This is a genomic window from Calothrix sp. 336/3 (assembly GCF_000734895.2).
Classification (GTDB): domain Bacteria; phylum Cyanobacteriota; class Cyanobacteriia; order Cyanobacteriales; family Nostocaceae; genus 336-3.
Genome location: NZ_CP011382.1, coordinates 2,779,162 through 2,801,812 on the forward strand (window position 1 = coordinate 2,779,162; position 22,651 = coordinate 2,801,812).

The window sequence follows — 22,651 nt, forward strand, 5'->3', positions numbered from 1 at the left end:
GCTAATTTAGCGAAGCGTGGTACATCCTGGCAATCATTTTTCTTGTACGGGTTCCCGAACTATAAGCAATAAAATAGCATCAGAAGCTTACAGAGCAAGATTTTGACGATTTTGAGGATATTTGAAAATTAGGTAATAGGTAATTATCCATAGAGAACCACAGAAAATTATTGATTTAGGCTGATAATTGGGAATCCATAAGGGTTAAACATTGAGGATTGAGAACACTTCGGATTCTTTTCGGACTTCTGGAACAGTCTATATAAATTCCTATTTCTGACTCACCTCGCTGCTAATTTGAAGAAAAATTAAGTACAAATACTTAAAAATTTTACCTATTTAGTTGCTTTTGATAAGGTCAAGAATCTTGATATATGGTCAAGATTATTTGCAAAGGGTGGAAATTGATATAGAACTGTAATCAGGGAGTCTCGCAATGGGTGACAATACAGAGATCCAGGCAAATCTGCAAATCAGTTTAGAGCATTCTGGATCCAGACAAGCAAGCTCTCAGTGCGTAGAAAATTTAGGTTTTGCCCAAATTCGTCGCCATATTTTTCTCGGTACGGATCAGATAATACTTAAATGCGCCTAAAAACAAGCTAGTCTGGAGTCATGGGAATACTTAAACAAGCGGCTCAAAGAATTAAACCTTGACCAGCCGCGAATCAACTCTCCCAGTTGCGTCCTTAGAACCAAGGAAATTCTTGCGAATTTGTTCCTTTGGATCGATCCTGATTGTTTACCTGAATTGACCTTGGTACCCTCAGGCAATCGTTAAAAGTAATTGAGCGCATCGTTCAAGAATTTTGATTGGCGATCGCCTAGGTGGAAAATTGTCACCCAACGGTGGAAGAGTATGCGTTTCTCCTCCATCCAGCCAAAATCCGCCCAACTTACTTGTGAACAATTAATCGAGGCTGAACCCTAAATAGGATGATGTATGGCGGTAAAAATATGGAAGTGCGGGTTAAATGTTATCCAGGAGCATCTTTTGCCAACACTTACTAGTTAATCTCAAGGAATATTATTTAATCAAAGATTTTAACCCGCACCTTTCAAAGCGATATATAATAACGCATTATAAATACTACTGCTCTACGTATCCTTACTGGACTTTTGCCATGGATAAATTACTTTCTCAAAAAGTATTTTTCTCTTTGAGATATTAACTAAACAAGGTCAAGTTAAGTAGGAAAAAGCACAACTTCTCAATCGTTCACCAGAAAGGAAACACAGTTCAAAACCTTGATGGAACTAAGCGCGACAAGTGCCACTGCTATGAAAGAACCCAGCATGAAAGATTACAAACGACTTCTACTCATTGATGATGACCCTAACCTCATCTTGCTGGTCAAGGATTACTTAGAATTTCGGGGATACGAGGTTGTCACCGCCGAAAATGGTCGGGAAGCTCTGGAAATTTTGGAGCAGGATATTCCAGACATGATCATTTGCGATGTGATGATGCCAGAAATGGATGGGTACACGTTTGTCGAACAAGTCAGACAAACTGAGCGCACCAGTTGGATTCCCGTCCTTTTCCTGTCAGCTAAGGGACAAAGCGCCGACCGCGTGAAGGGTTTGAATAAAGGTGCTGATGTCTATATGGTTAAGCCCTTTGAACCAGAAGAATTGGTAGCACAGGTAGAATCATCCCTGAAGCAAACCATTCGCTGGAAAGAACACCAAGCCAAAGGTGGCGAAAACGGTTCCCGTATCCAAGTCCCCTTCGATGTACAACTCACCCCCACCGAACTCAAGGTTGTACAATTCGTCGCTCGTGGCTTGGCTAACCGGGAAATCGCTGAAGAACTTAATGTCAGTCAGCGCACCGTAGAAAGCCATGTTTCTAATATGCTAGGAAAAACCAATCTCCACAACCGTACTGAATTAGCACGGTGGGCGATCGAAAATCAAATGGCATAAACCCAATTGAGATTTTAGATTTTAGATTTTAGATTGGTTATCCGCAATTTGGAATCTAAAGTCAAAAATCAATTGGTCTAATCCTGATGAGAATGCTTAGATATCACACTTTTGCGCCTTTGGCTAGTTATTGGCGCAAATATTTCTCTGTGTGAATCTTTAGTCAATCAGTAATAGAAAAAACTCATAAACTCAAGTCTGATGCTACCGGGCTTGAGTTTATGTTTGAGGGTAAGAGACTAGGACGATAGTGCCAAGTCCTTTGTGAAAAGTGAGATCGCTAATCTCAGCTAAAATTCTGCACTTTGGGGTGTTCTAGGAAATGGAATCACATCTCGAATATTTCCCATCCCGGTCATAAATTGTACTAATCTTTCAAACCCCAGACCAAAGCCAGCATGGGGAACAGTACCAAAACGTCGCAAATCAAGATACCAGTATAAATCTTGTGGCTGCATTCCCTGGGCAATTACCCGTCTTTCCAACACGTCTAAACGTTCTTCCCGTTGGGAACCACCGATAATTTCTCCAATTTTCGGCGCGAGAATATCCATTGCTGCCACAGTTTGCTCATCTTCGTTTAAACGCATATAAAAAGCTTTGATTTTGGCGGGGTAATCGGTGACAATGGTGGGCTTTTTAAATAATTGCTCTGATAAATAGCGTTCATGTTCCGATTGTAAATCTAAGCCCCAACTTACAGGATATTCAAACTGGACATCAGCTGTTTCTAGCAATTTGATGGCTTCTGTGTAGGTGATGCGCTCAAATTGATTGTGAATAATATTTTCTGCGGTTGACAAAACTGTATTATCTATACGCTGATTAAAAAACTCCATATCTTCGGGACATTTTTCCAACACATATTTAAAAATATGTTTGAGAAATGCCTCAGCTAAGTCCATATCTCCCTGTAAATCACAAAATGCCATTTCTGGCTCAATCATCCAAAATTCTGCAAGGTGACGGGAAGTATTAGAATTTTCTGCGCGAAATGTTGGACCAAAAGTATAAACGTTACTGAATGCCATTGCCATAACTTCAGCTTCTAACTGTCCACTGACGGTGAGGTAGGTGGGTTTAGCAAAAAAGTCTTGGCTGTAATCGATATTATTCTCTGGTGTGCGGGGAATATCTTTTAAATTCAAGCTGGTGACGCTAAATAGTTCTCCAGCCCCTTCACAATCGCTAGCGGTGATAATGGGGGTATGTACCCACATAAAACCCCGTTCTTGGAAAAATTGGTGTACTGCTGTGGCACAAGCGTTACGAACTCGAAATACTGCTCCAAAGGAGTTGGTGCGACTACGTAAATGTCCGATGGTACGGAGAAATTCAAAGGAGTGGCGTTTTTTCTGGAGGGGGTAGGTTTCTGGGTCGGCTTCGCCGTAGACTTGAACTGTCTGAGCTTTTAATTCGATACGTTGCCCTTTGCCAAGGGAAGGAACTATAACACCGCTGACTTCTACTGATGCGCCTGTATTAATTTTTTTTAAGCTAGCTTCGTAGTCAGGAACGTCTTGATTGATGATCACTTGTAAGCTGGCTAGGGAGGAACCATCATTGACTTCGATAAAAGAAAATCCTTTGGATTCTCGTTTGGTTCTCACCCAACCTTGAATTTTGATGACTTCCTCTGCTTGTCCGCTACGTAATATTTCTGCAATTCGTCGATTTACCATAGGATTATCCATGAAAAGTAATTGGGGATGATTTCCAGGTATTCGTCAATAGTTATCAGCTATCAGTGTTAACTATCAACCTGTTATCCCGCACAAGACTTTAATATCCAGCCTATGATAACGCCCAATCCACCAAAACGTATGGCTTGCCAGAAAGGTTCTTTGATGCTGCCCCAGGAGAATAATTGACTCTCAAGACTGACTTCGAGAACTTCTAGTTGTTGTTTGATTTGTCGCAGTTCATCTCGGATTTCTGCTGGAGGAGCTTTGCTGTGTTTGATGTGTTGGTAATACTGCTGTAATTCTTCTTGTTGAGCGCGATCGCTCTGTACTTGTGCGTAGCGCTCCCTTAAAGCAAGTAGCGATCGCTCTACTTCTGCTAATTCCTGGGCAAAGTCTCCTTCTTGATATTCCTCATCCAAAGGTTCTTGAGGTGTTTGAGGCTGCTCCATTTAACGTAGTACAGTAAGAGTAAATGCAACTGGTGGCAATGATTATGTCTCAATTTACACAGCTACCTCAAAACAGTCAACTCAATGAATTAAGTACTTTAGAATTGGCTCAAGCTTTAATGGCAAGACTGACTATCACTCCTGAGGATTGGCATCGCCTCAAATCAAATCGTCAAGCCAGAGCTAGTGAGCAAACTGCTGCGGCTTTGGTTTTTCTACTCAAGGAGCAACCCCAGGAAGCCCTATCTCGCTTAGAAATGGCTACGGGTTGGCTGGATCGTTCTGTCTCTGCTCCACCTTGCCCAAGTCACGGCAGTAAGTAGACACTATAAAATTTTAGAGGAAGAGAAATTTTGGAGTTACTCTTCCCCTAAACTTACCTTTTCAAGGATAATCGAGAACGGTTTTCCAACTGCTTACATAGCCTGAGTTCTGTTCCCTTCCGATTCCATTCAACTTGGTCAAAAATTTGATGCAAAATTGACATCCCACGACCATTTTCTGATTCGTCTGGTGGTAGAAACTCTGTGGGGTCAGTATCACAATTACAGGTAGGATGAAATCCACTCCCCTGATCCGATATTACCCACCAATACTGGTTATCTATCAAAGAGAAACGTACAACAACAGTTTTACTAGGATCTAAATTATTGCCATGCTTGGCTGCATTTACCAGGGCTTCTTGAAGTCCTAGGCGGAGTTCAGCTTGCATTTTGGCGGGAATCTCTGCCAACAGTAAGTCTAAGATTGGGCAGAGATAAAGTGTCGAGGCGAAGCTGATTGTACCCCAATTACGTCCAACCGGACGAAGTGAAATGGTAATCACAAGAGAAACCCCGTAGCTTTCAGAGTTAGCTAGACATCAGTTGGCTGTCACAGGCACCCTGATATTTTGAGAGGTGGTCGTGTTGCCTTGGAAACTTGCGTCTTAAGAACTAAATTTTGAAAACGCTAGGGAGCATGGACTGAAATATTCATTGTGATTGCTAGCAATATCACCCAGTTATCAAAGCTCTGGAAATGAACAACCTTCTGGAAGTTCTGCGAGATTTCAAGTAGTTTGGAACTACTGACTTTTTTCCTGGTTGTAATTGTTTAGCTATCTGAATTCATATTTTTTACAGCCTATGCAACTTTAATTTCTTTACACAAAAAGAATTATATATTTAGCTTAATTCAAGTTTAGCATTTTGACTATGCACTAGACTACAATTTTTTATTTTGTTTCATGGAGTAAATGGGTAGTAAGTCCTGAAGGGTTGATTGCTAGTATAAGTCTAGTGAAAAAAATATAGTCAGGTGCAAAACCATAGAAATAACCTGATTACATAACTCTTTACCTTTGTATCTGGCAAAAATCAATTCTTGTAACTAGTCTTGACTAATAGCTCAGTTCTCTGTTCCGGGTGAAAGAGGTTTAATAACGACGTTTTTTTTGCTGACTTTACTGATGTGATAGCGATCGCCGCAAAAATACAGCAGTTTCCACATGGGCTGTTTGAGGGAAAAAATCACCGGGTTGAACTCTAGTGATATTATATACATTATCTTGGCAAAGAATTTTCAAGTCACGAGCCAGAGTAGCAGCCTTACAACTCACATATACAATCTGCTGAGGTTTAGTCTCTAAGAGAGTTTCTAGCACTTGGCGATCGCAGCCTTTACGGGGGGGATCAAGCAACACTATATCTGGTTTACAATCTAGATTGGGCAGTAATTCTTCTACCCTGCCAGTTATAAAAGTTGCATTGTGAATACGGTTATTAGCCGCATTTAAAGTTGCCTGCTGCACAGATTCATCCTGTAATTCTAAACCAATAACCTGCTTGACAAACCTCGCTAAGGGTAGGGAAAGAGTACCGATCCCACAATAAGCATCAAGTAACATCTCATGACCCTGAAGGTTTAATTCCGATTGAATTACCTCTAATAAAGCTTCCGCAGTCTCTGTGGAAACCTGAAAAAAAGTGTCTGGTCGAATTTGCAATTCTAGCCCAGCAAATTCTTCCCGCAAGTAAGCAGCGCCAGCAATACAGCGTGTTTCTTGCCCAAAAATGGCATTAGTACGTGCTGGATTACAATTGAGAGCGACTCCGACTAATTGCGGGTAACGTTTCAACCATAATTGTGCTTGCTTCTCAATCTCTGGCAGATGCCAATTTTTGACCACCAAAGTTAATAAGATTTCCCCTGTGCGCCTACCGATGCGTAAACCTAGATGACGAATATTTCCTGTATGAAGTTCCTCGTTGTAAATCTGCCAATTGTGTTTTTGAATATCTTGCTTAATTTCTCTCAAAAAAGAATTTAAACGTTCATCTTGTACCGGGCATTGGTTTAAATTAATTAAAAGATGGCTACCTTTTTGGTAATAACCAGTTTGTACCTGTCCGGTACGAGACATACCTACGGGGTAGGTGGCTTTGTTGCGATAACCCAGGGGAGCGGATGCTGCTAAAACTGGATCCACGGTGATATTCGTAAAACCACCGATACGTTCTAAAGCTTGCACAACCTGATTGTGTTTAGCTTGTAATTGATAGGCATAATCCAGGTGTTGCCACTGACAACCCCCACATTTATCAGCCACGATGCAGCTAGGGCGGATGCGATGGGAAGATGGTTGCAATATCTCTTGCAATTTAGCGTGGGCAAAGGTAGGTTTGACGTGCAACAACCGAACAAGAGCGCGATCGCCAGGTACGGTATCAGGGACAAAAACCACCCGTTCCTCCCACCTACCGACACCATCACCAGTGTCACTTAAATCGGCGATCGTTAATTCAATTAGTTCACCTTGTTGCCAATTAGTCATAGGGAGTGGGGAATCAGGAATGGGGGATTATCAGGGTAAATTTCATTTCCAGGTATCCCAAAGTCGCCCAGGGAAACCAGATAAACGTATCAAATCAATACATATCACTGATTATCTCTTCACTTGTGTGCCTCAGACTCGTTAAACTAGCTAATAATAATTTTCGTGATTACATAAATCATGACTGTAGTAAGCCAAGTTATTCTCAAAGCCGACGACGAACTGCGTTACCCCAGCAGTGGCGAACTTAAAAGTATCAAAGAGTTTTTGCAAACCGGTGAACAACGGGTACGCATTGCCTCCACTCTCTCAGAAAATGAAAAAAAGATAGTTCAGGAAGCTACCAAGCAACTTTGGCAGAAACGTCCTGACTTTATCTCTCCTGGGGGTAATGCTTATGGAGAGCGTCAACGTGCTTTATGCGTTCGTGATTTCGGATGGTATTTACGTCTGATTACCTACGGAATTCTTGCGGGTGATAAAGAACCGATTGAAACAATTGGTATTATTGGCGTTCGTGAAATGTATAACTCTTTGGGTGTTCCCGTACCGGGGATGGTAGAAGCTATCGGTTGCTTGAAGAGAGCATCCACTGAGCTATTGAGTGCGGAAGATTCCCCCGCAGCAGAACCATACTTTGACTACATCATCCAAGCGATGTCCTAGTTGCAAGTATTTGCTGCTGATTGAGCGTATTTTCCTCTAAATGAAACAAGTGTAACTAAATTAGCACTTGCAATTTATCATAATTTGCCTTTACTTGATGTCCCCACACTTGTAAGTTGCCATGGCTGTTATTCTGTCAGGTTGCTAGCAAGTTGTGGGGAAATTTTGTTTTGGGTAATTGGGACAAAATACTTTTCCCTAAGACCAATTCTCTAAAATTAGGCTAAAGATGGAATCTACGGAACCATTGCTAAATCTAGATTTTTTAATTGCGTTAGCTCTCCTGCAGGGAGCATTGCGAATTGGTATAAGTCTTGCCTCTGTTGCTTTTTTTGCATACAAAAAACCGACATCCCTCAAAAAGAAGTTTGTCGGCGCTTAGTGTGTTCCCTATTAATGACTCGGCTAGAGTTCAGTTATACGTATTCTCCCTGTATGCAAAGAGTAAATCTAGGATCTTTGTCATACATTCTGGTGATGTTCGTCACAAATAGGCAAGTATTGTCATAATTCTCTGATAGTTAGCGATCGCCCCCTCTGCAAAGTTACTGTAATTGCTGGGCGATCGCCTTGTAGATTTCGTGAAACTTGGGTGGCAATCATTGTCCAAACTTCATATTTTCCTGTCTTCCCAACCATGAGTCTTTCGAGAATGGGTCAGAAATCGATAAAATAATCCTCTGTCCCTTTGGTGCATTATCCCCATGGTTGCCTCCTCCAATTCTCCTTTTTCTCCCAAAGAAATTGCACAAGAAGGTATCAAACCCGCAGAATATGACGAAATAGTCCGTCGTTTAGGTCGTCATCCCAACAAAGCAGAACTAGGAATGTTTGGGGTGATGTGGTCAGAACATTGCTGTTACAAAAATTCTCGCCCACTCTTAAAACAATTTCCTACCCAAGGGCAACGTATTCTGGTTGGTCCTGGTGAAAATGCGGGTGTTGTAGACTTAGGAGCAGGATTACATCTTGCCTTCAAAATTGAATCCCATAATCACCCCTCGGCGATCGAACCATTTCAAGGTGCAGCCACTGGTGTGGGCGGGATACTGAGAGATATTTTTACTATGGGTGCGCGTCCCATTGCCGTACTCAACTCCCTCCGCTTCGGTTCTCTAGAGGATTCCAAGACTCAAAGGCTGTTCCAAGGAGTAGTGGCAGGTATCAGCCATTACGGTAATTGTGTTGGAGTCCCTACGGTAGGGGGAGAAGTCTATTTTGACCCTGCCTATTCTGGAAACCCCCTAGTTAACGTCATGGCACTAGGATTAATGGAAACACCGGAAATTGTCAAATCTGGTGCTGCGGGTATTGGCAATCCCGTACTTTATGTTGGTTCTACCACCGGAAGAGATGGGATGGGGGGTGCAAGTTTTGCCAGTGCAGAACTTACCGATGCATCCATGGACGATCGCCCAGCAGTGCAGGTTGGTGATCCCTTCCTGGAAAAATCCCTGATTGAAGCTTGTTTAGAAGCATTTAAAACTGGAGCAGTCGTAGCAGCCCAGGATATGGGAGCCGCAGGAATTACCTGTTCCACCTCGGAAATGGCAGCCAAAGGTGGTGTGGGAATTGAATTTGATTTAGATAAAGTACCTGTGCGGGAATTGGAAATGGTTCCCTACGAATACTTGCTCTCAGAATCCCAGGAAAGAATGCTATTTGTAGCCCAAAAAGGACGGGAGCAGGAACTCATAGATATCTTCCACCGTTGGGGACTGCAAGCAGTGGTTGCAGGTACGGTAATTGCTCAACCTATCGTGAGAATTTTATTCCGAGGCAAAATAGCAGCAGAAATTCCTGCCGATGCTCTAGCAGAAAACACTCCCCTCTACGAACGGGAAATCCTCCCCGAACCCCCAGAATACGCGCGTACAGCCTGGGAATGGACAGCAGATAGTCTCCCCCCTGCCACCCTGGAGGGAATTAGTCTCCATGGACAGCAAAAATCTTGGAATGATGTACTCCTAACCCTCCTAGATATACCCACCATCGCTTCTAAACGTTGGGTATATCGTCAGTATGACCAGCAAGTGCAGAATAATACTGTAATCTTGCCAGGAGGTGCCGATGCGGCGGTGCTGCGTTTACGTCCCCTAGCAGCATCGGATAATTCTCCTACTCCTAACCCTTCAGTTGGTGTTGCTGCCACCGTTGATTGTAATTCTCGCTATGTCTACCTTGACCCCTACGAAGGAGCTAAGGCAGTGGTTGCAGAAGCTGCCCGTAATTTATCCTGTGTGGGCGCAGAACCCCTAGCAGTCACAGATAACCTCAATTTTGGTAGTCCGGAAAAACCCATCGGTTACTGGCAATTAGCGTCCGCTTGTCAGGGTTTGGCAGAGGGGTGTAGGGAATTGTCTACCCCTGTGACAGGTGGTAATGTTTCCCTATATAACGAGACTGTTGATTCCCAAGGTAATCCCCAACCGATTTATCCTACCCCTGTTGTGGGGATGGTGGGTTTAATCCCGGATTTAAATCGGGTTTGTGGACAAGCTTGGCAAGGGGAAGGGGATATTATTTATCTCTTGGGGGGAAACTCTGGTGATATTACCCTGGGAGGTTCGGAATATTTAGCCAGTGTTCATCAAATTGTTGCGGGTAAACCCCCACGGGTAGATTTTGAGTTGGAAAGACAGGTACAAGCAGCTTGTCGGGAAGGAATTCGCCAAGGATGGATAGCTTCTGCTCACGATTGTGGGGAGGGTGGTTTAGTTGTTGCTTTGGCTGAATGTTCTATTGCTGCCAATCTTGGTGCGGAAGTTATCCTCAATGTTTCTGCAAATTCTGCCGTACGTTGGGATGAAGTTCTATTTGGCGAAGGGGGAGCGAGAATTATTGTTTCTGTCGCGTTAGCAAATCAACACATCTGGGAATCATACTTAAGGGAAAATTTAAATTCTCATTGGCAAAAACTTGGTAAGGTAGGAACTCCCGCCAGTTATTTAGGGGTTTTAACTACTGATAATCAAACCTTAATCAACGTTAGGATTGATGATGCGATCGCCAACTTTAACCATGCCATTGCCAGACGACTCAAAATGTAAAACAGATGAAGTTAGAAAGTAGTAAGAGAGTTTGAAAATGCTTATCACTGTCTTCCTTTTTGCTTATACCTGTTATCACACCCATGATTTACGGTACTGTGTTAATGGATAGTTAAGATTTATTTAATCTTCATGCAACTATCGATGAAGTGAATATTTTCAGGTTTTACTGGATTTTGGCTTAGTCCCAAGGCAAAATCCCCAATCGAGTGACTTGACACCCAGACCAGGAGCATATCTAGCATGATTCCCCATCATCCCACTGCCTCGGATGACTACGCCCAGACTGATGACTATAGCAATAATCTGGAAAACCGTCCAGACAAGCCAGAAGAAGCTTGCGGTGTTTTCGGTATCTATGCACCCGGAGAGGATATCGCCAAACTGACCTATTTTGGATTATTTGCCCTGCAACACCGAGGTCAAGAATCGGCTGGTATTGCCACTTTTGATGGTGAACAAGTCCACCTACACAAAGATATGGGACTAGTATCCCAGGTCTTTAATGAAAATATTCTCCAAGAATTACCCGGTAATATTGGTGTTGGTCACACCCGTTACTCTACCACTGGTTCGAGCCGCAAAGTTAATGCCCAACCTGCTGTCGTTGATTCTCGTCTGGGAAAAGTTGCTCTAGCACATAATGGAAATTTAGTCAATACCGTGCAACTGCGCCAGGAATTGCTAGAAACGAACTGTAACTTAGTTACAACCACAGATTCGGAGATGATTGCCTTTGCGATCGCCGAAGCGGTGAATTCCGGTTTAGACTGGCTAGAGGGAGCTATTCAAGCTTTCCACCGTTGTCAAGGAGCTTTTAGCTTGGTGATTGGCACACCCCAGGGAATTATGGGAACCCGTGATGCTCATGGTGTACGTCCCTTAGTTATTGGGACTTTAGGGGAAAATCCGATGCGTTATGTTCTGGCTTCGGAAACCTGTGGATTAGATATTATTGGTGCAGAATATCTACGGGATGTAGAACCAGGGGAACTAGTTTGGATTACAGAAGCGGGATTAGCTTCCTACCATTGGAGCAAAGAACCTCAGAAGAAACTTTGCATTTTTGAGATGATATATTTTGCTCGTCCTGATAGCATCATGCACAACGAAACATTATACAGCTATCGGATGCGCTTAGGACGAAAATTGGCAGAAGAATCGGCTGTCGAAGCGGATATTGTGTTTGGTGTACCGGATTCCGGAATTCCTGCGGCGATTGGTTTTTCTCAAATTTCTGGTATTCCCTTTGGTGAAGGGTTAATTAAAAATCGCTACGTGGGACGTACTTTCATCCAACCCACCCAATCGATGCGGGAAGCGGGATTGCGGATGAAATTAAATCCTCTCAAGGATGTACTGGCAGGAAAACGAGTTGTCATTGTTGATGATTCTATCGTTCGAGGAACCACCAGCCGCAAACTGGTAAAAACTCTCCGAGATGCAGGAGCAAGGGAAGTGCATATGCGGATATCTTCCCCCCCTGTGACTCATCCCTGTTTTTATGGTATAGATACAGACACCCAAGACCAACTAATTGCTGCGACTAAATCTGTCGCGGAAATCGCTGAACAGCTAGGAGTAGATAGTCTAGCCTATTTGAGTTGGGAAGGAATGTTAATTGCTACCCAGGAAGATACGAGTCACTTCTGTTCTGCTTGCTTCAATGGTGATTATCCTATACCCATTCCCGAACAGGTGAAACGTTCTAAGTTAATCTTAGAAAAAGCTGTGCGGTAATTGGTTGTTGGGGAAGATATGGAACCGACAGTCAGGCAATTACGGGCATTGTATTATAGGAGCGTAGCAGCAAGTAACTTGATGTTATCAATCAATTTGGTTCGATGAGATGAACGCACAGGGAGAATTTTCCTGTTAATTGGAGACACAATTGAAATAGAAATCTTTCCCAATGGAGAGGTGTTTGTCAAATGAATCAACCGAATTTTGATAATATGTCCGATCAGGAGTTGCTGACCTATGTCAGAAATCATCCCAGTGACATTAATGCTTTTCACAAGTATATGGATAGGTTGAATGCTCGTCCAGGAATTTTATGTACTACTGACGAGGAATTTGAAGCTGAGTTGCGTAGACGGGTTCAGGAGAAAGCATCATCTTAGATTCAAAAAAATGTGGTTGAGTAGTTAATACCCAGCCACATTTTCTTTTTCAATTCAAATTTGCTTACTTTTTCCAGGGAAACTTTGTCCCCATTTCAGTTGCGGCGGAAAAAATCAAATAGATAATTAATAAACTGACACTGAGCAGAAAAATTGTAACTTCGTGATTCATATTGTGTCTGGTGGAAAACCTGTATGAAATTGGGCAGATGTTCGACCAGAACACCGAATATGACCAGATTACAGTTTAGCCGCAGCAGTTTGCAAGATAGTTTTCAGTTGTTTTCTTGCCATCACTTCAGCTTGAGCAACAGTTGCACCTGCTTTTGCTGCTTGATCGTTTAATTCTGTTTGTTGTTGATCTGCGGGTGAGGTTTGCCGATCGCCCATATTTTCTTTAGTTGCATTGTAAGCAGTTTGGGCAGTTTCCCAGCGTTCCTTAACTTTGATGTAGCGATCGCCATATTTTTCTGTCAAGTTACGGTCTAGGTCAGCACACTCTTTATTAAAAGTCAAGAGAAAGCGTTTTTTGACTGCGGTAAATAGTTCGAGCAGTAGAGATTTCCAGCTACGGGAAGAATTTTCCTGAGGTTGGGAGACAATCACTAATGCACCGTTGACTTCATCCTGTACTTGCTGTTGAAATTTGGCTAATTCTGAGGAGTCACGGATGGTGGTATCGGTATTAATTCCGGCGATCGCTCCTTCCACTGCTGCCATAGCATCAGCTTGTGCTTGTTGACCTTTACCTTTAAAATATTCCACAATCACTGTAGTTGTATCCTTGAGAATAGTTAAAATTTCTCCTGAACCATTCTTAATTTCACCTACAGATTCAGTGACCGCAGCTTGGAATATTTCCTTAATTTTCTGACTTCTCAAGCTACCTTCTTCTTTGACTTTACCTAAATCAGCATTCAGACGTTCTTTAATTGGTGTAGACATAGATTTTCTCCATAATTAAAATAATAGTGAATTTGAGTAACAAGTAGGTAATAGTTATTTAGGGGTTGCCAGAAAATAATTATCTAATTGATTCAGATTTGATTTTTTCCGATTTCCCCTGCTCCCCTGCATACACAGCGATTGCTTATTATTGCTTTACCTCACAGAGACAGCATCAACGTCAATGACTGTATCTGTAGACTGATGAAAATCAGCTTCGGCAACAGGATTTTTCTGGCGATTTTTCATCTTATCCATGAAAATTTGGGAAACTTCTGCAATCACCAAACTTGCAATTACTCCGTCATCAATCCAACCTAAAAGTGGTATAGCATCAGGTAAAATATCTAACGGACTAACTAAATAGAGTAATGCTGTGACAATTGCCAACCAGCGATATTGAGGATGACGCAAAACTTTTTTTAACCAATCTTGCAATACTTGGGTGATAAATTTCTTTCTCATTGATTTCCCCTTCACTTCACAAGACTATCTTGACAAATATCTCTGCCAAAGTCTTTGGGAAAAAACCAACGTAATTTGTCGTAGAAACTCACCGTACAATGTTTGTCTGGTTAACCGTACAAAAAACGAACAGAAGGGAGGGTAAGGGGAAAGGAATTCTTCTCTTAACTGTCAACTTGTACCCATTACCCATCACCTATTACCCGTTACCTATTAGAGTAAGCTGTACCGCTAGCATCATAGCCCCTTTCTCGTGTGACGGTTCTGCCGTTGTTGCGGGTTTCTAATTCTGTATCACCATTAGAATTAAACCTAGCGTAGTATTCCAAGTTACCTCTGCCAAAATAACTTGTCCAATTGCTCCCAGAACTGCGTCGGGTAATTTGGGTGGGAATATTATAGAAACGCTCATCTGGGTCTCGTTTATTGTAGACGTTCATATATATTTTTCCACTCCGTTGAAAGACTCGAATGGAGTAGGTGTTAGTTTGGAAAGTTAATAATGTTGCTTGGGAGCTATTGTCAGGATTCTGGGAATTTGGATTGATAACACGTCCAGTCTCTCGCAAACTCACTACTCCAAGGGAGTCAACTATTTGCATTCGACAGGTATTATCGCCAAAAAATCTGACTGTAGTTCTGGTTTCACCTTCAAAAACATAGGAAATACTGCGATCGTCATTGGTGATGCGTCTAACAGGTGCATCATTTAAATGTCCCCTACCAGGGGGTTTACTTTCAAAAGTCATACGAGGATTGCCATTTCGCCATTTAATATCAACATAGTTGCGTCTAGCATCACAGCGCAGATTTTTTGTACTGGGAGCGCTGGAATTGTTCGTAATAATTCTTCCTACTTCCTGTACGGTGGCAACACCATTCACACCTTTGACATATAAGCTGCAACGATTATTCGCAATTAAGCTAATTGTTGCGACTATTTCTTCCTCAACAATATAAGAAATAGTACCATCTTGATTCCGTACTCTTCTTGCAGGTGAATTCTTTAAAATACCTATACCATCGGGTTTTGTCCCCAGACTTACACGGGGTTCTCCTTGTCTCCAGGTAATTTTAGCGACATTATTAATCCCGTCACAGGTGAAATTTTGTCCGACTGCTTGAGCTAGGAGATGATGGGGTTTACTTGATGGAGTGGCGATAAAGCTACGCTTCGCTGAGACGGCGATCGCTAAACTCAAGCAGCTAGTTGTTACAACTTCACTACAGATAACACCGATAACAACTAATCCTGTGGTAAATGCTGATTTCATCATATTTTCCAATAGGTGATTGTGAAATATCTATGGCAATCTCTTGCTAAATCAATGAGATTTATCCTTGTCTAATGATTTACCTGGGAAAAAATATTTTTTGACAGAAGATACTGAAACAATTTGTTTTTAGAATAAGATATTTTGATAATTTAGAGAACAAAGATGAATAATCAATATTTGTCAAGTAATTCTCACGGAAGCCTGATATAAATTTATTTTCGAGGTAATCTCACTGATAAGTACCTCAACATAATTAAACGTCAAATGTCATTACGAGTCGAACGTAGTGCAGTGTAGTCATCGCCATGAATCTATTTGATGTTTGTCATGGTTGACTTACTTACCAAGTTTTGTTCTGTCGTAGTAGTTTCAGGATAATCAGATTAATTCCCTCTGGTGGCAATGACAGATAATTAGGACTTACCCTGGGACACCCCATTTACGTCATAGGAACCTCAGGAAGCAATCTCAAAGCCTTGTTTTATCTACCCTTTTGCGTAAATCCTAATAATAATATTTTGAACAGTACACCCATAACTCTGGGTTCTCTTCACCCCACTTACATCAAACCCATCCGGAAAAAATAGATATATTTCCCTGAAATCTGGCTTCTTCCCGATGTAAACCTGGTTCTTATACTTTTACAGCTAGTTCTTGATACATTTCACCCTTAGCTTTTCGGATACAACTAGCGTACAGTAGAACAAATAATTAGATAGTTCATTTTTGAACAATCATTAATTCTCGTAGGCTTAGAAATAATGAATAGAGTTACCTTTTTCCGGAATTGCTCCTACGGCTTACTTTCTTTACTTACTATCAGTATAATCGTTATTTCTGATACTTCTGCATGGACACAAACTGCCCGAAATCAAACAGTAATTTCACGTAATTCTTCTTCTCAACTGAAATTAATTTGGCCCACCCAGGGAATTATTTCCCAAGGTTTTCATCCTAACCATGAAGGAATTGATATTGCAGGTCCTGCAGGGACTCCCGTCGTTGCAGCTGCGCCTGGTAGAGTCTATCAAGCTGGTTGGAGTGATTGGGGAGGAGGAAATCTGATCATCATTCAACACCCTAATCGGTATTTTACAGTCTATGCCCATAATCGCCGTCTTTTGGTGCAGGAGGGACAACAGGTAGAGCAGGGGCAAATTATTGCAGAGATGGGTTCTACAGGCAAAAGTACTGGACCCCATTTACATTTTGAGGTACGTCCGACTGTTCAACAAGCAATTAATCCCATTGCCACCTTACCACCTCTCCAAGGGGGTAAAATTCCCGCTTTGCAAATTGCTTCTGCTAAGTCTACTAACCGTCCCGTAAGTAATTTCTCCCGCGCAACACCACAAAGCACGACCACCTGGCAACAAACTTCTATCGGTCAACCTATTCCGATTCCGGTGAATCCACCTTTGGGTAATACCCTGAATGCTCCCCAATGGTCAAATTCGCCAGAATCTCCTAGAGTCGATGTTAGTTGTCATGGAACGACCGTAATTAATGGAGAAACGACCAAATCTCTTGTGAGGATTTGTCGGGAGAATGGTCAATACTTCTATATTGGTACATTGAAACAGCTTCCAGAGCAGGCTGTAAAGCTACAAGCTTGGAACGTTGGTAAAGACCTGTACCGTGCAGACAATGGTAGCTATTCATACGTAGTTAATCCTAAAGGCGTAGATATTTTCCGCAATCAAACCCATCTACGTTCAGAAAGCTTTGTGACTTCCAGGGTGTACGGTAGCTAGGGGAATAAGTTGGGTAAATTTTGCAAAAATCACTATTTCCGGCAATTTTTACCTATTTTGACAGATGCGATCGCCTAAAATTTTGGGGTAATCAAAAGGGCGATCGCAGCTACCAGGACAAAAATACTAAGATTTATTTTTTCTTTATTTTCCAATCAGTAAAAATCCCTTATGATTATGCGTAGTCTAAAATACACTTAGACTTTAGTTCTGGAAAAATAACAAAGCTCTTTGTAGTAATTTAAAAGTTATCAATAACCAGGAGTCCTATCGTGGAATATCTCGCTTACTCTCTAATGACGGTTGCGGATGAAGAAACAACCGCAGAGATGGAGTTTAACCTCCCTGAAATTAAAGTCACTTGGAATAAAAACTTCAAGTCGGCAGGATTAGCTTTTGCTAGTCTTGGCGTTTTATTTGCCGTACTTGCTCAAGCAGGTGCAGCATCAGCTTATACACAATACTATGTACGTACCAATGGCAGATGCTTGAATGCGCGCTATGGTCCTAGTATCTATTCTGCGGTTCACAGCTGTGTGAGAAATGGCGCGGCTTTAGCACCTGTAACTCGTTTCCGCTCTGGTTGGGCACAATTATCTACCGGTCGTTGGGTTGCCTCCCAATGGATAGGAACCTCCCCAGGTAGAGGTTATACCCCTGGTCCTGGTGTAGGTAATCCTAGTGGAAATGTTTTCTCCTTGGGTAGTACTGGCTCCGCAGTTGGACGCATCCAAAGAAGATTAGGTATTGCTGTTACCCGTCGCTATGACTACCGTACCTACTATGCAGTACAACGCTTCCAATCCCGTGTTGGTTTAACTGCTGATGGTGTTGTTGGTCCAGCAACTGCTAGAGCTTTAGGTCTGAGCTTCTTCAACTATTAAGTCACAATCTAAACTCATATCCTGAATTTCCAACAAATCCTACCCATGGGGTGGGATTTTGTTTGGGTGGGGATGTAGAACCGTTAACGTCTCTACCCACTACTTTTCATCTTAGGATAGGCAATCCGCTTGTGATGGAACTGCTGCCAAACCTCTACAAAAATCTCCGCAATTTGCGTCATTTCTTCCCGATTTAACCCAGAATCTATCATTTGGTGGTCTTGCCATCGGGCACGGAGAATATTATTCACCATAGTTAAAGCTTGTTCTGGTGTCGCATCTTTGAGGGAACGCAGTGCAGCTTCGCAGGAGTCTGCCAACATGACGATACCTGTTTCCCGTGACTGGGGAATCGGACCATCATAACGAAAATCAGCTTCATCTACTTTAATTTCGGGGTTTTCCTTAGCAAACTGAACTGCTTGGTGATAGAAGTAGGCAATCTGCATGGTTCCTTGGTGTTCGGGAATAAATGCTTGAATCGCTGTGGGTAAACTGTGCTTTCTGGCGATCGCCAAACCTTCACTGACATGTTTCTTAATAATGGCAGCACTATGCCAGGGATCCTGAATTTCATCATGCTTATTTGGTCCTCCCATCTGGTTTTCAATAAAACCCTGGGGGTCGTGCATCTTACCAATATCATGATACAAAGTACCTGCGCGAATTAATTCCACATTGCATCCTAGTTTCTTGCCCGCAGCTTCCGCCAAGGTGGCAACAAATAAAGTATGTTGAAAAGTACCCGGTGCTTCTGTGGCTAAACGCTTAAGTAAAGTACGATTGGGACTCGCTAATTCTGCCAAGCGAATCGGGGTGACAATATCAAAGAGTTTTTCTAAGTAAGGACTCAACCCCAAAGCCACAATACTCCAAACCAAACCCGATAAAGCAAATAACCCTGCCTCTTGGATAACGATATAGGAACCAAAGGGAAAAGCCGCACCCAGTAAAAGTTTAGCCAGGAAGTAAACACCCCCCTTTGTCAAAGCAATTCCCACACCTAATACAGCTAATTCTTCCCGCGATCGCAGCTTTTGTGCTAGACAACTACCTAAGATTCCCCCGGCTGCCCCAGCCAAAATTGCAACTTTACTTATCCCTAAACTCACGGATAGCAAACCCATGAGTAAACTCACCACAGTTACCCCCAAAGTTGCCCCATAGAAGCTACCAAGCAACAAACCGATGGTACTCCAGGTAGTATAAGGAGTGCCCAGAATCGTCACAAGAGGAGCGCTAAGGGTAAGTAATAAAACTAATAGGTAATCTCGATGACGTAAGCGATGATGAATTCGTCGTTCTACAAAGGCAAAAATTGCTACAGCTACAGCTACCGCACCACCCAGATAGGTTAAACCGAACCAATTCACCTCCCGACGCACTAAACCATAGGCTTCCAGAATTTCTAATTGCTGCTCACTAATAGTCTTGCCCTTGCTGACGATTATCTGACCCTTACGTACAGTTATCATCACGGGTTTTACCCCAGCTGCTGCTTGTGCTGCTAACTGTCTAGTTTGGGCTGTATCTTGTTTGAGATTTGGCTGTAATACCTGTATCAAGACTTGATTTGCTAGTGGTTCAGCCTGCTTAGGAACTAATACCTGTACCTGTAAACTGACTGCATCCTGCAAAAGATTTTGAGGTAATCCAGGAGCAATTCCCTGGGTTAAGATTCTTTCAGCCGACTGCTGAATTCCCATTTGAGTTTTTGACCAATCTTCATCTGTGAATTTCAGAGGAGATATGCTTTTATAGATGCTATCTGGCTTGGTGCTGATGAGTTTGGCTAATTTACTTTTCCCCTGACGATATTTCTGGCGGACTTGGGAAATTTGATTTAATAAAGATGAGAGATTATCTGGAGAGGTGGAGATGCGATAGGCTTCTAACTCAGCCACTGCCTGGGTAAAATCTGGTTTAGGAAAAAAGTCTGGTGTTTTTTTGACAGAACCCTGTTGAGTTCTTAATTTGTGTAGTGTGACTTTCAGGGAATTCTGTTGTTGACGATACTCAATTACTTGTAGTAAAGATTGCCATTCTGCCTCCGTTGCCCCTCGGAGATAATCTTGAGTACTCAGGGACAGATAGGAGCTATTAAAAAAGGGAAAGGAACCCGCAGTCAGGCGAATCTCATTACCCTCATTCAGTATTTTTTGTAGATTCCGGTCAATTTTTTGATTAACTTCGCCATCAACCATTAATACTGGCAAAGAAACTTTACTCGCACTATCGCGTTGTAATCGAGTCTGTTTCTTATCTTCAATAGTTCTCGTACTAGTCGCTTTAATTGTCTCTGGAGCTGTTGTACCTACTTTCAATTGTGGTTGAGTGTACAACTTGTGCCCCATCATACCAGTGAGAGATAGGACAGCGATCGCAACAATTACAGGAGAACGTTGGAATTTTATGTCAATAGCCAGAAATTTTTTTCCTCTTTTACCTCTGCGCTTTCCCTCATAGGTGGATATTACTGAACTCTGTACTGTTTTATGTCTTCGCCCCCAGTTCAATTGCTGGGTCAAGGACTGAAAAAATGATTGCTTTTTCATCACATTGACCGCAGTAGCTTAATTTGATGGCTGAATATAAAAGTACCCTGAGCAGGAACACACATCAAGCTCTTTTGCCACAATTGCTACCTAATTTTAATTTTCGGATTCAGCGAGTAAGTCAGTGTGGTAGTCAGACGTTGCGGTGAAAGGATTTTTCAATTTGTCACAACTGCTGATTGTCATGCCGAATAACTATCAACTTGTTCGGCATCTAGCCCCCCTTTTGACTAAATTTACCAGAGGAATACTATGAGGTTAGTCAAGCCTCTAATCTTACTTGATTCCGTTAATTTATCTGATAAATCCAACGGCTAGGGTTAATTTCTCACCAAGCCTCTAATAGTATAATTTATGACTCTCAAAAGAAAATGATTTATTAAATTTTTATGTGCGCTTTTTTTTCTGGCACTATTTATGATAAATCTGGCGGCAATTCCTTACCCTTCTCTCTGTGAAAACAGTCCTGACCATCTACAATAATTTCGGTGTGGCGATCGCCATGAGAGAACTTTTCCCTGAATTTCGCAGTAATACTTGTTTATTTTGATAGGTACCTGACCAGGAGGCGGTGAAACTGTGTGCTAGTTCTAGGGTCTGTTGATGGGCAGTAACTACATCTTGCTTATTTGGTAAAAATTTTATCCACCAGCCCACAGAAATTCCGGAGACGCTATTATAAGCACCGGATAAAGTCGCAGTAATAATACTAGTTAAATCTGTATGGGATATCACACCACGACTACGAATCACAGCAAGACGGAAATCCTCATGGGAACTGAGGAAACAATAAAATGCTAGACCTAAAATTTGATGCAGTTTTTCTTCTCGTTGTAAACAAATGCGGACTTCTTCGAGAGTACAACGACAATTTAAAGAATTATGAATTTTAAATAATATTTGTGGAGTCTTGGTTGTTGTTTCGCCCAAAAAACTTACTATTTGGGGAATCACAGCTTCTGGAGTGAATTTGTCGCCGCAAGATAGGGCGATCGCACAACCGAGAGCCAAAATCCAATCGGAAACCAAGGGTTTATCCTGCCAAATCCGAGCGACTCGCAATAAATTTTGGCGTAATTGCACCGGATTTTCATGGTAAAACAAGGCTACGGGCAAAGCTGCCAAGATTCCTTGAACTCCGTAGCCATTAATCGTATACAACTGATTACTTTCTAAAGGCAATCTACCTAACCAATCATCAATATCCAGCTTCCCGCAAGCAGCGAGACTTTCTCCACCAGCAATGATGATACGGGATGATTTGCCACTCACATAATTATCAGCAATCCCACTCTCCCCTAACACCGCTCCCAAAAACGCACCATGAAACCGACTAACTAAGGAATAACGCATAGTGTGAGGGTGGGTATTATCTGAAAATATGACTGAATTTTATTGCCTGAGGTGGTGAACTAGAGCTTGCAAACCCAAAACATAGCTCTGAGCGCCAAACCCACTAATTTGCCCAATCACAACTGGGGCAATGTAGGAATGGTGGCGGAATTCCTCACGGCGGTAAATATTACTTAAATGTACTTCCACAGTCGGTATATTTACTGCGGCGATCGCATCCCGCAAAGCTATACTTGTATGGGTATATGCTCCGGCATTGATAACAATACCTTGATGCAAGCCTAAAGAACCATGAATCGCATCCACGAGAGCGCCTTCATGATTAGACTGCATGGGAGAAACTTCTGCCCCTAATTTTTGACCAGTTTCTATCAGTAAGTTGTTAATATCCTGCAAACTAAGGGAACCATAAATACCAGGTTCCCTCTGTCCTAACAGATTTAAGTTTGGTCCATGCAGCAACAAAATACTGACAGGAGTCAAATTCGAGACTTTCACACTCTTACCGACGACGAGAACGTTCATCTACAGGTATCGGAATCAGTTCCGGTTCCGGTTCCATTTCCGGTCCCAAAAGGGCTTCGATTAGCTTTCTGGCTAATTCCTTGAGTTTTTCCAGCACCTTTTCAATATAGTCCATTGGACAGACCGCTCCTGAGATACTACCTCAATTTTAATTGTCAGGGGTGGAGAAGTAAGCT

Annotated in this window: 23 protein-coding genes and 1 pseudogene; 12 read left to right on the forward strand and 12 right to left on the reverse strand. The window is 42.2% G+C overall.

Translation table 11 applies throughout. The features are described from left to right. The first annotated feature begins 436 nt into the window (after positions 1-436). From IJ00_RS28975 to IJ00_RS11750, 3 genes are all read left to right on the forward strand, one after another. Positions 437-595, forward strand: a complete 159-nt coding sequence (locus IJ00_RS28975) for a hypothetical protein (RefSeq protein ID WP_168163465.1) — start codon at positions 437-439, stop codon at positions 593-595. 192 nt (positions 596-787) lie between these two features. After that, the gene (locus IJ00_RS28980; protein WP_168163466.1) at positions 788-931 is read left to right on the forward strand and encodes a hypothetical protein; all 144 of its coding nucleotides are present in this window, start codon (positions 788-790) and stop codon (positions 929-931) included. Between the two features lie 320 nt (positions 932-1,251). Continuing rightward, positions 1,252-1,929, forward strand: coding sequence for a response regulator transcription factor (locus IJ00_RS11750; protein WP_035153267.1), 678 nt, complete (start codon positions 1,252-1,254; stop codon positions 1,927-1,929). A 290-nt stretch (positions 1,930-2,219) separates the two neighbouring features. On the opposite strand, the gene asnS is transcribed toward IJ00_RS11750, so the two are convergent. Both asnS and IJ00_RS11760 read right to left on the reverse strand, forming a co-directional pair. Beyond that, positions 2,220-3,611: an asparagine--tRNA ligase gene (gene asnS, locus IJ00_RS11755; protein WP_035158922.1), complete on the reverse strand. Its 1,392-nt coding sequence runs from the start codon at positions 3,609-3,611 to the stop codon at positions 2,220-2,222. An 83-nt stretch (positions 3,612-3,694) separates the two neighbouring features. Beyond that, positions 3,695-4,063, reverse strand: a complete 369-nt coding sequence (locus IJ00_RS11760; RefSeq protein ID WP_035153269.1) for a hypothetical protein — start codon at positions 4,061-4,063, stop codon at positions 3,695-3,697. A gap of 44 nt (positions 4,064-4,107) precedes the next feature. Between IJ00_RS11760 and IJ00_RS11765 the strand changes: the two genes are divergently transcribed. Continuing rightward, a complete protein-coding gene (locus IJ00_RS11765) occupies positions 4,108-4,386 on the forward strand; it encodes a DUF6439 family protein (RefSeq protein ID WP_035158925.1) in 279 nt (92 codons plus the stop codon). A gap of 53 nt (positions 4,387-4,439) precedes the next feature. Here the strand turns inward: IJ00_RS11765 and IJ00_RS11770 are convergent, their stop codons facing one another. Both IJ00_RS11770 and rlmD read right to left on the reverse strand, forming a co-directional pair. Further along, on the reverse strand, positions 4,440-4,889 hold the full coding sequence (locus IJ00_RS11770; RefSeq protein ID WP_035153272.1) for an anti-sigma regulatory factor: 450 nt from the start codon (positions 4,887-4,889) through the stop codon (positions 4,440-4,442). Positions 4,890-5,507: 618 nt separating this feature from the next. Further along, positions 5,508-6,878, reverse strand: a complete 1,371-nt coding sequence (gene rlmD / locus IJ00_RS11775; RefSeq protein WP_035153275.1) for a 23S rRNA (uracil(1939)-C(5))-methyltransferase RlmD — start codon at positions 6,876-6,878, stop codon at positions 5,508-5,510. 180 nt (positions 6,879-7,058) lie between these two features. Between rlmD and IJ00_RS11780 the strand changes: the two genes are divergently transcribed. After that, entirely contained in the window at positions 7,059-7,544 is a 486-nt protein-coding gene (locus IJ00_RS11780; protein ID WP_035153277.1) for an allophycocyanin subunit alpha-B, read from the forward strand. Between the two features lie 504 nt (positions 7,545-8,048). Here the strand turns inward: IJ00_RS11780 and IJ00_RS29935 are convergent. Then, positions 8,049-8,183 (reverse strand): hypothetical protein, encoded by a 135-nt coding sequence (locus IJ00_RS29935; RefSeq protein WP_256388862.1) that lies wholly within the window; start codon positions 8,181-8,183, stop codon positions 8,049-8,051. 65 nt (positions 8,184-8,248) lie between these two features. Here IJ00_RS29935 and purL point away from each other — a divergent pair, with 65 nt between their 5' ends. From purL to IJ00_RS11795, 4 genes and pseudogenes are all read left to right on the forward strand, one after another. Continuing rightward, positions 8,249-10,594, forward strand: coding sequence for a phosphoribosylformylglycinamidine synthase subunit PurL (purL, locus tag IJ00_RS11785; protein WP_035153280.1), 2,346 nt, complete (start codon positions 8,249-8,251; stop codon positions 10,592-10,594). Positions 10,595-10,837: 243 nt separating this feature from the next. Next, positions 10,838-12,334 (forward strand): amidophosphoribosyltransferase, encoded by a 1,497-nt coding sequence (purF, locus tag IJ00_RS11790; RefSeq protein WP_035153282.1) that lies wholly within the window; start codon positions 10,838-10,840, stop codon positions 12,332-12,334. A gap of 117 nt (positions 12,335-12,451) precedes the next feature. Further along, positions 12,452-12,529, forward strand: a pseudogene (locus IJ00_RS30170) (hypothetical protein); the annotation flags it as partial. Then, the gene (locus IJ00_RS11795; protein WP_035153284.1) at positions 12,526-12,717 is read left to right on the forward strand and encodes a hypothetical protein; all 192 of its coding nucleotides are present in this window, start codon (positions 12,526-12,528) and stop codon (positions 12,715-12,717) included. The pseudogene IJ00_RS30170 and the gene IJ00_RS11795, both read left to right, overlap by 4 nt. 240 nt (positions 12,718-12,957) lie before the next feature. Here the strand turns inward: IJ00_RS11795 and IJ00_RS11800 are convergent, their stop codons facing one another. The 3 genes from IJ00_RS11800 to IJ00_RS11810 all read right to left on the reverse strand — a co-directional run bounded on the left by IJ00_RS11800 (position 12,958) and on the right by IJ00_RS11810 (position 15,404). Next, positions 12,958-13,662: a hypothetical protein gene (locus IJ00_RS11800; protein ID WP_035153286.1), complete on the reverse strand. Its 705-nt coding sequence runs from the start codon at positions 13,660-13,662 to the stop codon at positions 12,958-12,960. Positions 13,663-13,818: 156 nt separating this feature from the next. Continuing rightward, entirely contained in the window at positions 13,819-14,127 is a 309-nt protein-coding gene (locus IJ00_RS11805; protein WP_035153290.1) for a YkvA family protein, read from the reverse strand. Between the two features lie 206 nt (positions 14,128-14,333). Further along, on the reverse strand, positions 14,334-15,404 hold the full coding sequence (locus IJ00_RS11810; RefSeq protein WP_144416031.1) for a hypothetical protein: 1,071 nt from the start codon (positions 15,402-15,404) through the stop codon (positions 14,334-14,336). A 761-nt stretch (positions 15,405-16,165) separates the two neighbouring features. Here IJ00_RS11810 and IJ00_RS11815 point away from each other — a divergent pair. From IJ00_RS11815 to IJ00_RS11820, 3 genes are all read left to right on the forward strand, one after another. Continuing rightward, a complete protein-coding gene (locus IJ00_RS11815; protein WP_052754449.1) occupies positions 16,166-17,158 on the forward strand; it encodes a M23 family metallopeptidase in 993 nt (330 codons plus the stop codon). A 20-nt stretch (positions 17,159-17,178) separates the two neighbouring features. Further along, on the forward strand, positions 17,179-17,343 hold the full coding sequence (locus tag IJ00_RS28985; RefSeq protein ID WP_168163467.1) for a hypothetical protein: 165 nt from the start codon (positions 17,179-17,181) through the stop codon (positions 17,341-17,343). Between the two features lie 87 nt (positions 17,344-17,430). Continuing rightward, the gene (locus IJ00_RS11820; protein ID WP_035153294.1) at positions 17,431-18,042 is read left to right on the forward strand and encodes a peptidoglycan-binding protein; all 612 of its coding nucleotides are present in this window, start codon (positions 17,431-17,433) and stop codon (positions 18,040-18,042) included. A gap of 92 nt (positions 18,043-18,134) precedes the next feature. Here the strand turns inward: IJ00_RS11820 and IJ00_RS11825 are convergent, their stop codons facing one another. The 4 genes from IJ00_RS11825 to IJ00_RS28990 form a co-directional block, all read right to left on the reverse strand. Next, positions 18,135-20,597, reverse strand: coding sequence for an HD family phosphohydrolase (locus tag IJ00_RS11825; RefSeq protein ID WP_035153298.1), 2,463 nt, complete (start codon positions 20,595-20,597; stop codon positions 18,135-18,137). 474 nt (positions 20,598-21,071) lie between these two features. After that, the gene (locus IJ00_RS11830; RefSeq protein ID WP_035153301.1) at positions 21,072-21,950 is read right to left on the reverse strand and encodes an ADP-ribosylglycohydrolase family protein; all 879 of its coding nucleotides are present in this window, start codon (positions 21,948-21,950) and stop codon (positions 21,072-21,074) included. A 39-nt stretch (positions 21,951-21,989) separates the two neighbouring features. Next, positions 21,990-22,475, reverse strand: coding sequence for a type II 3-dehydroquinate dehydratase (gene aroQ, locus IJ00_RS11835; protein ID WP_046814801.1), 486 nt, complete (start codon positions 22,473-22,475; stop codon positions 21,990-21,992). Then, positions 22,453-22,590: a hypothetical protein gene (locus IJ00_RS28990; protein WP_035153309.1), complete on the reverse strand. Its 138-nt coding sequence runs from the start codon at positions 22,588-22,590 to the stop codon at positions 22,453-22,455. Before IJ00_RS28990 ends, aroQ begins: the two co-directional genes overlap by 23 nt. Positions 22,591-22,651: the final 61 nt, after the last annotated feature.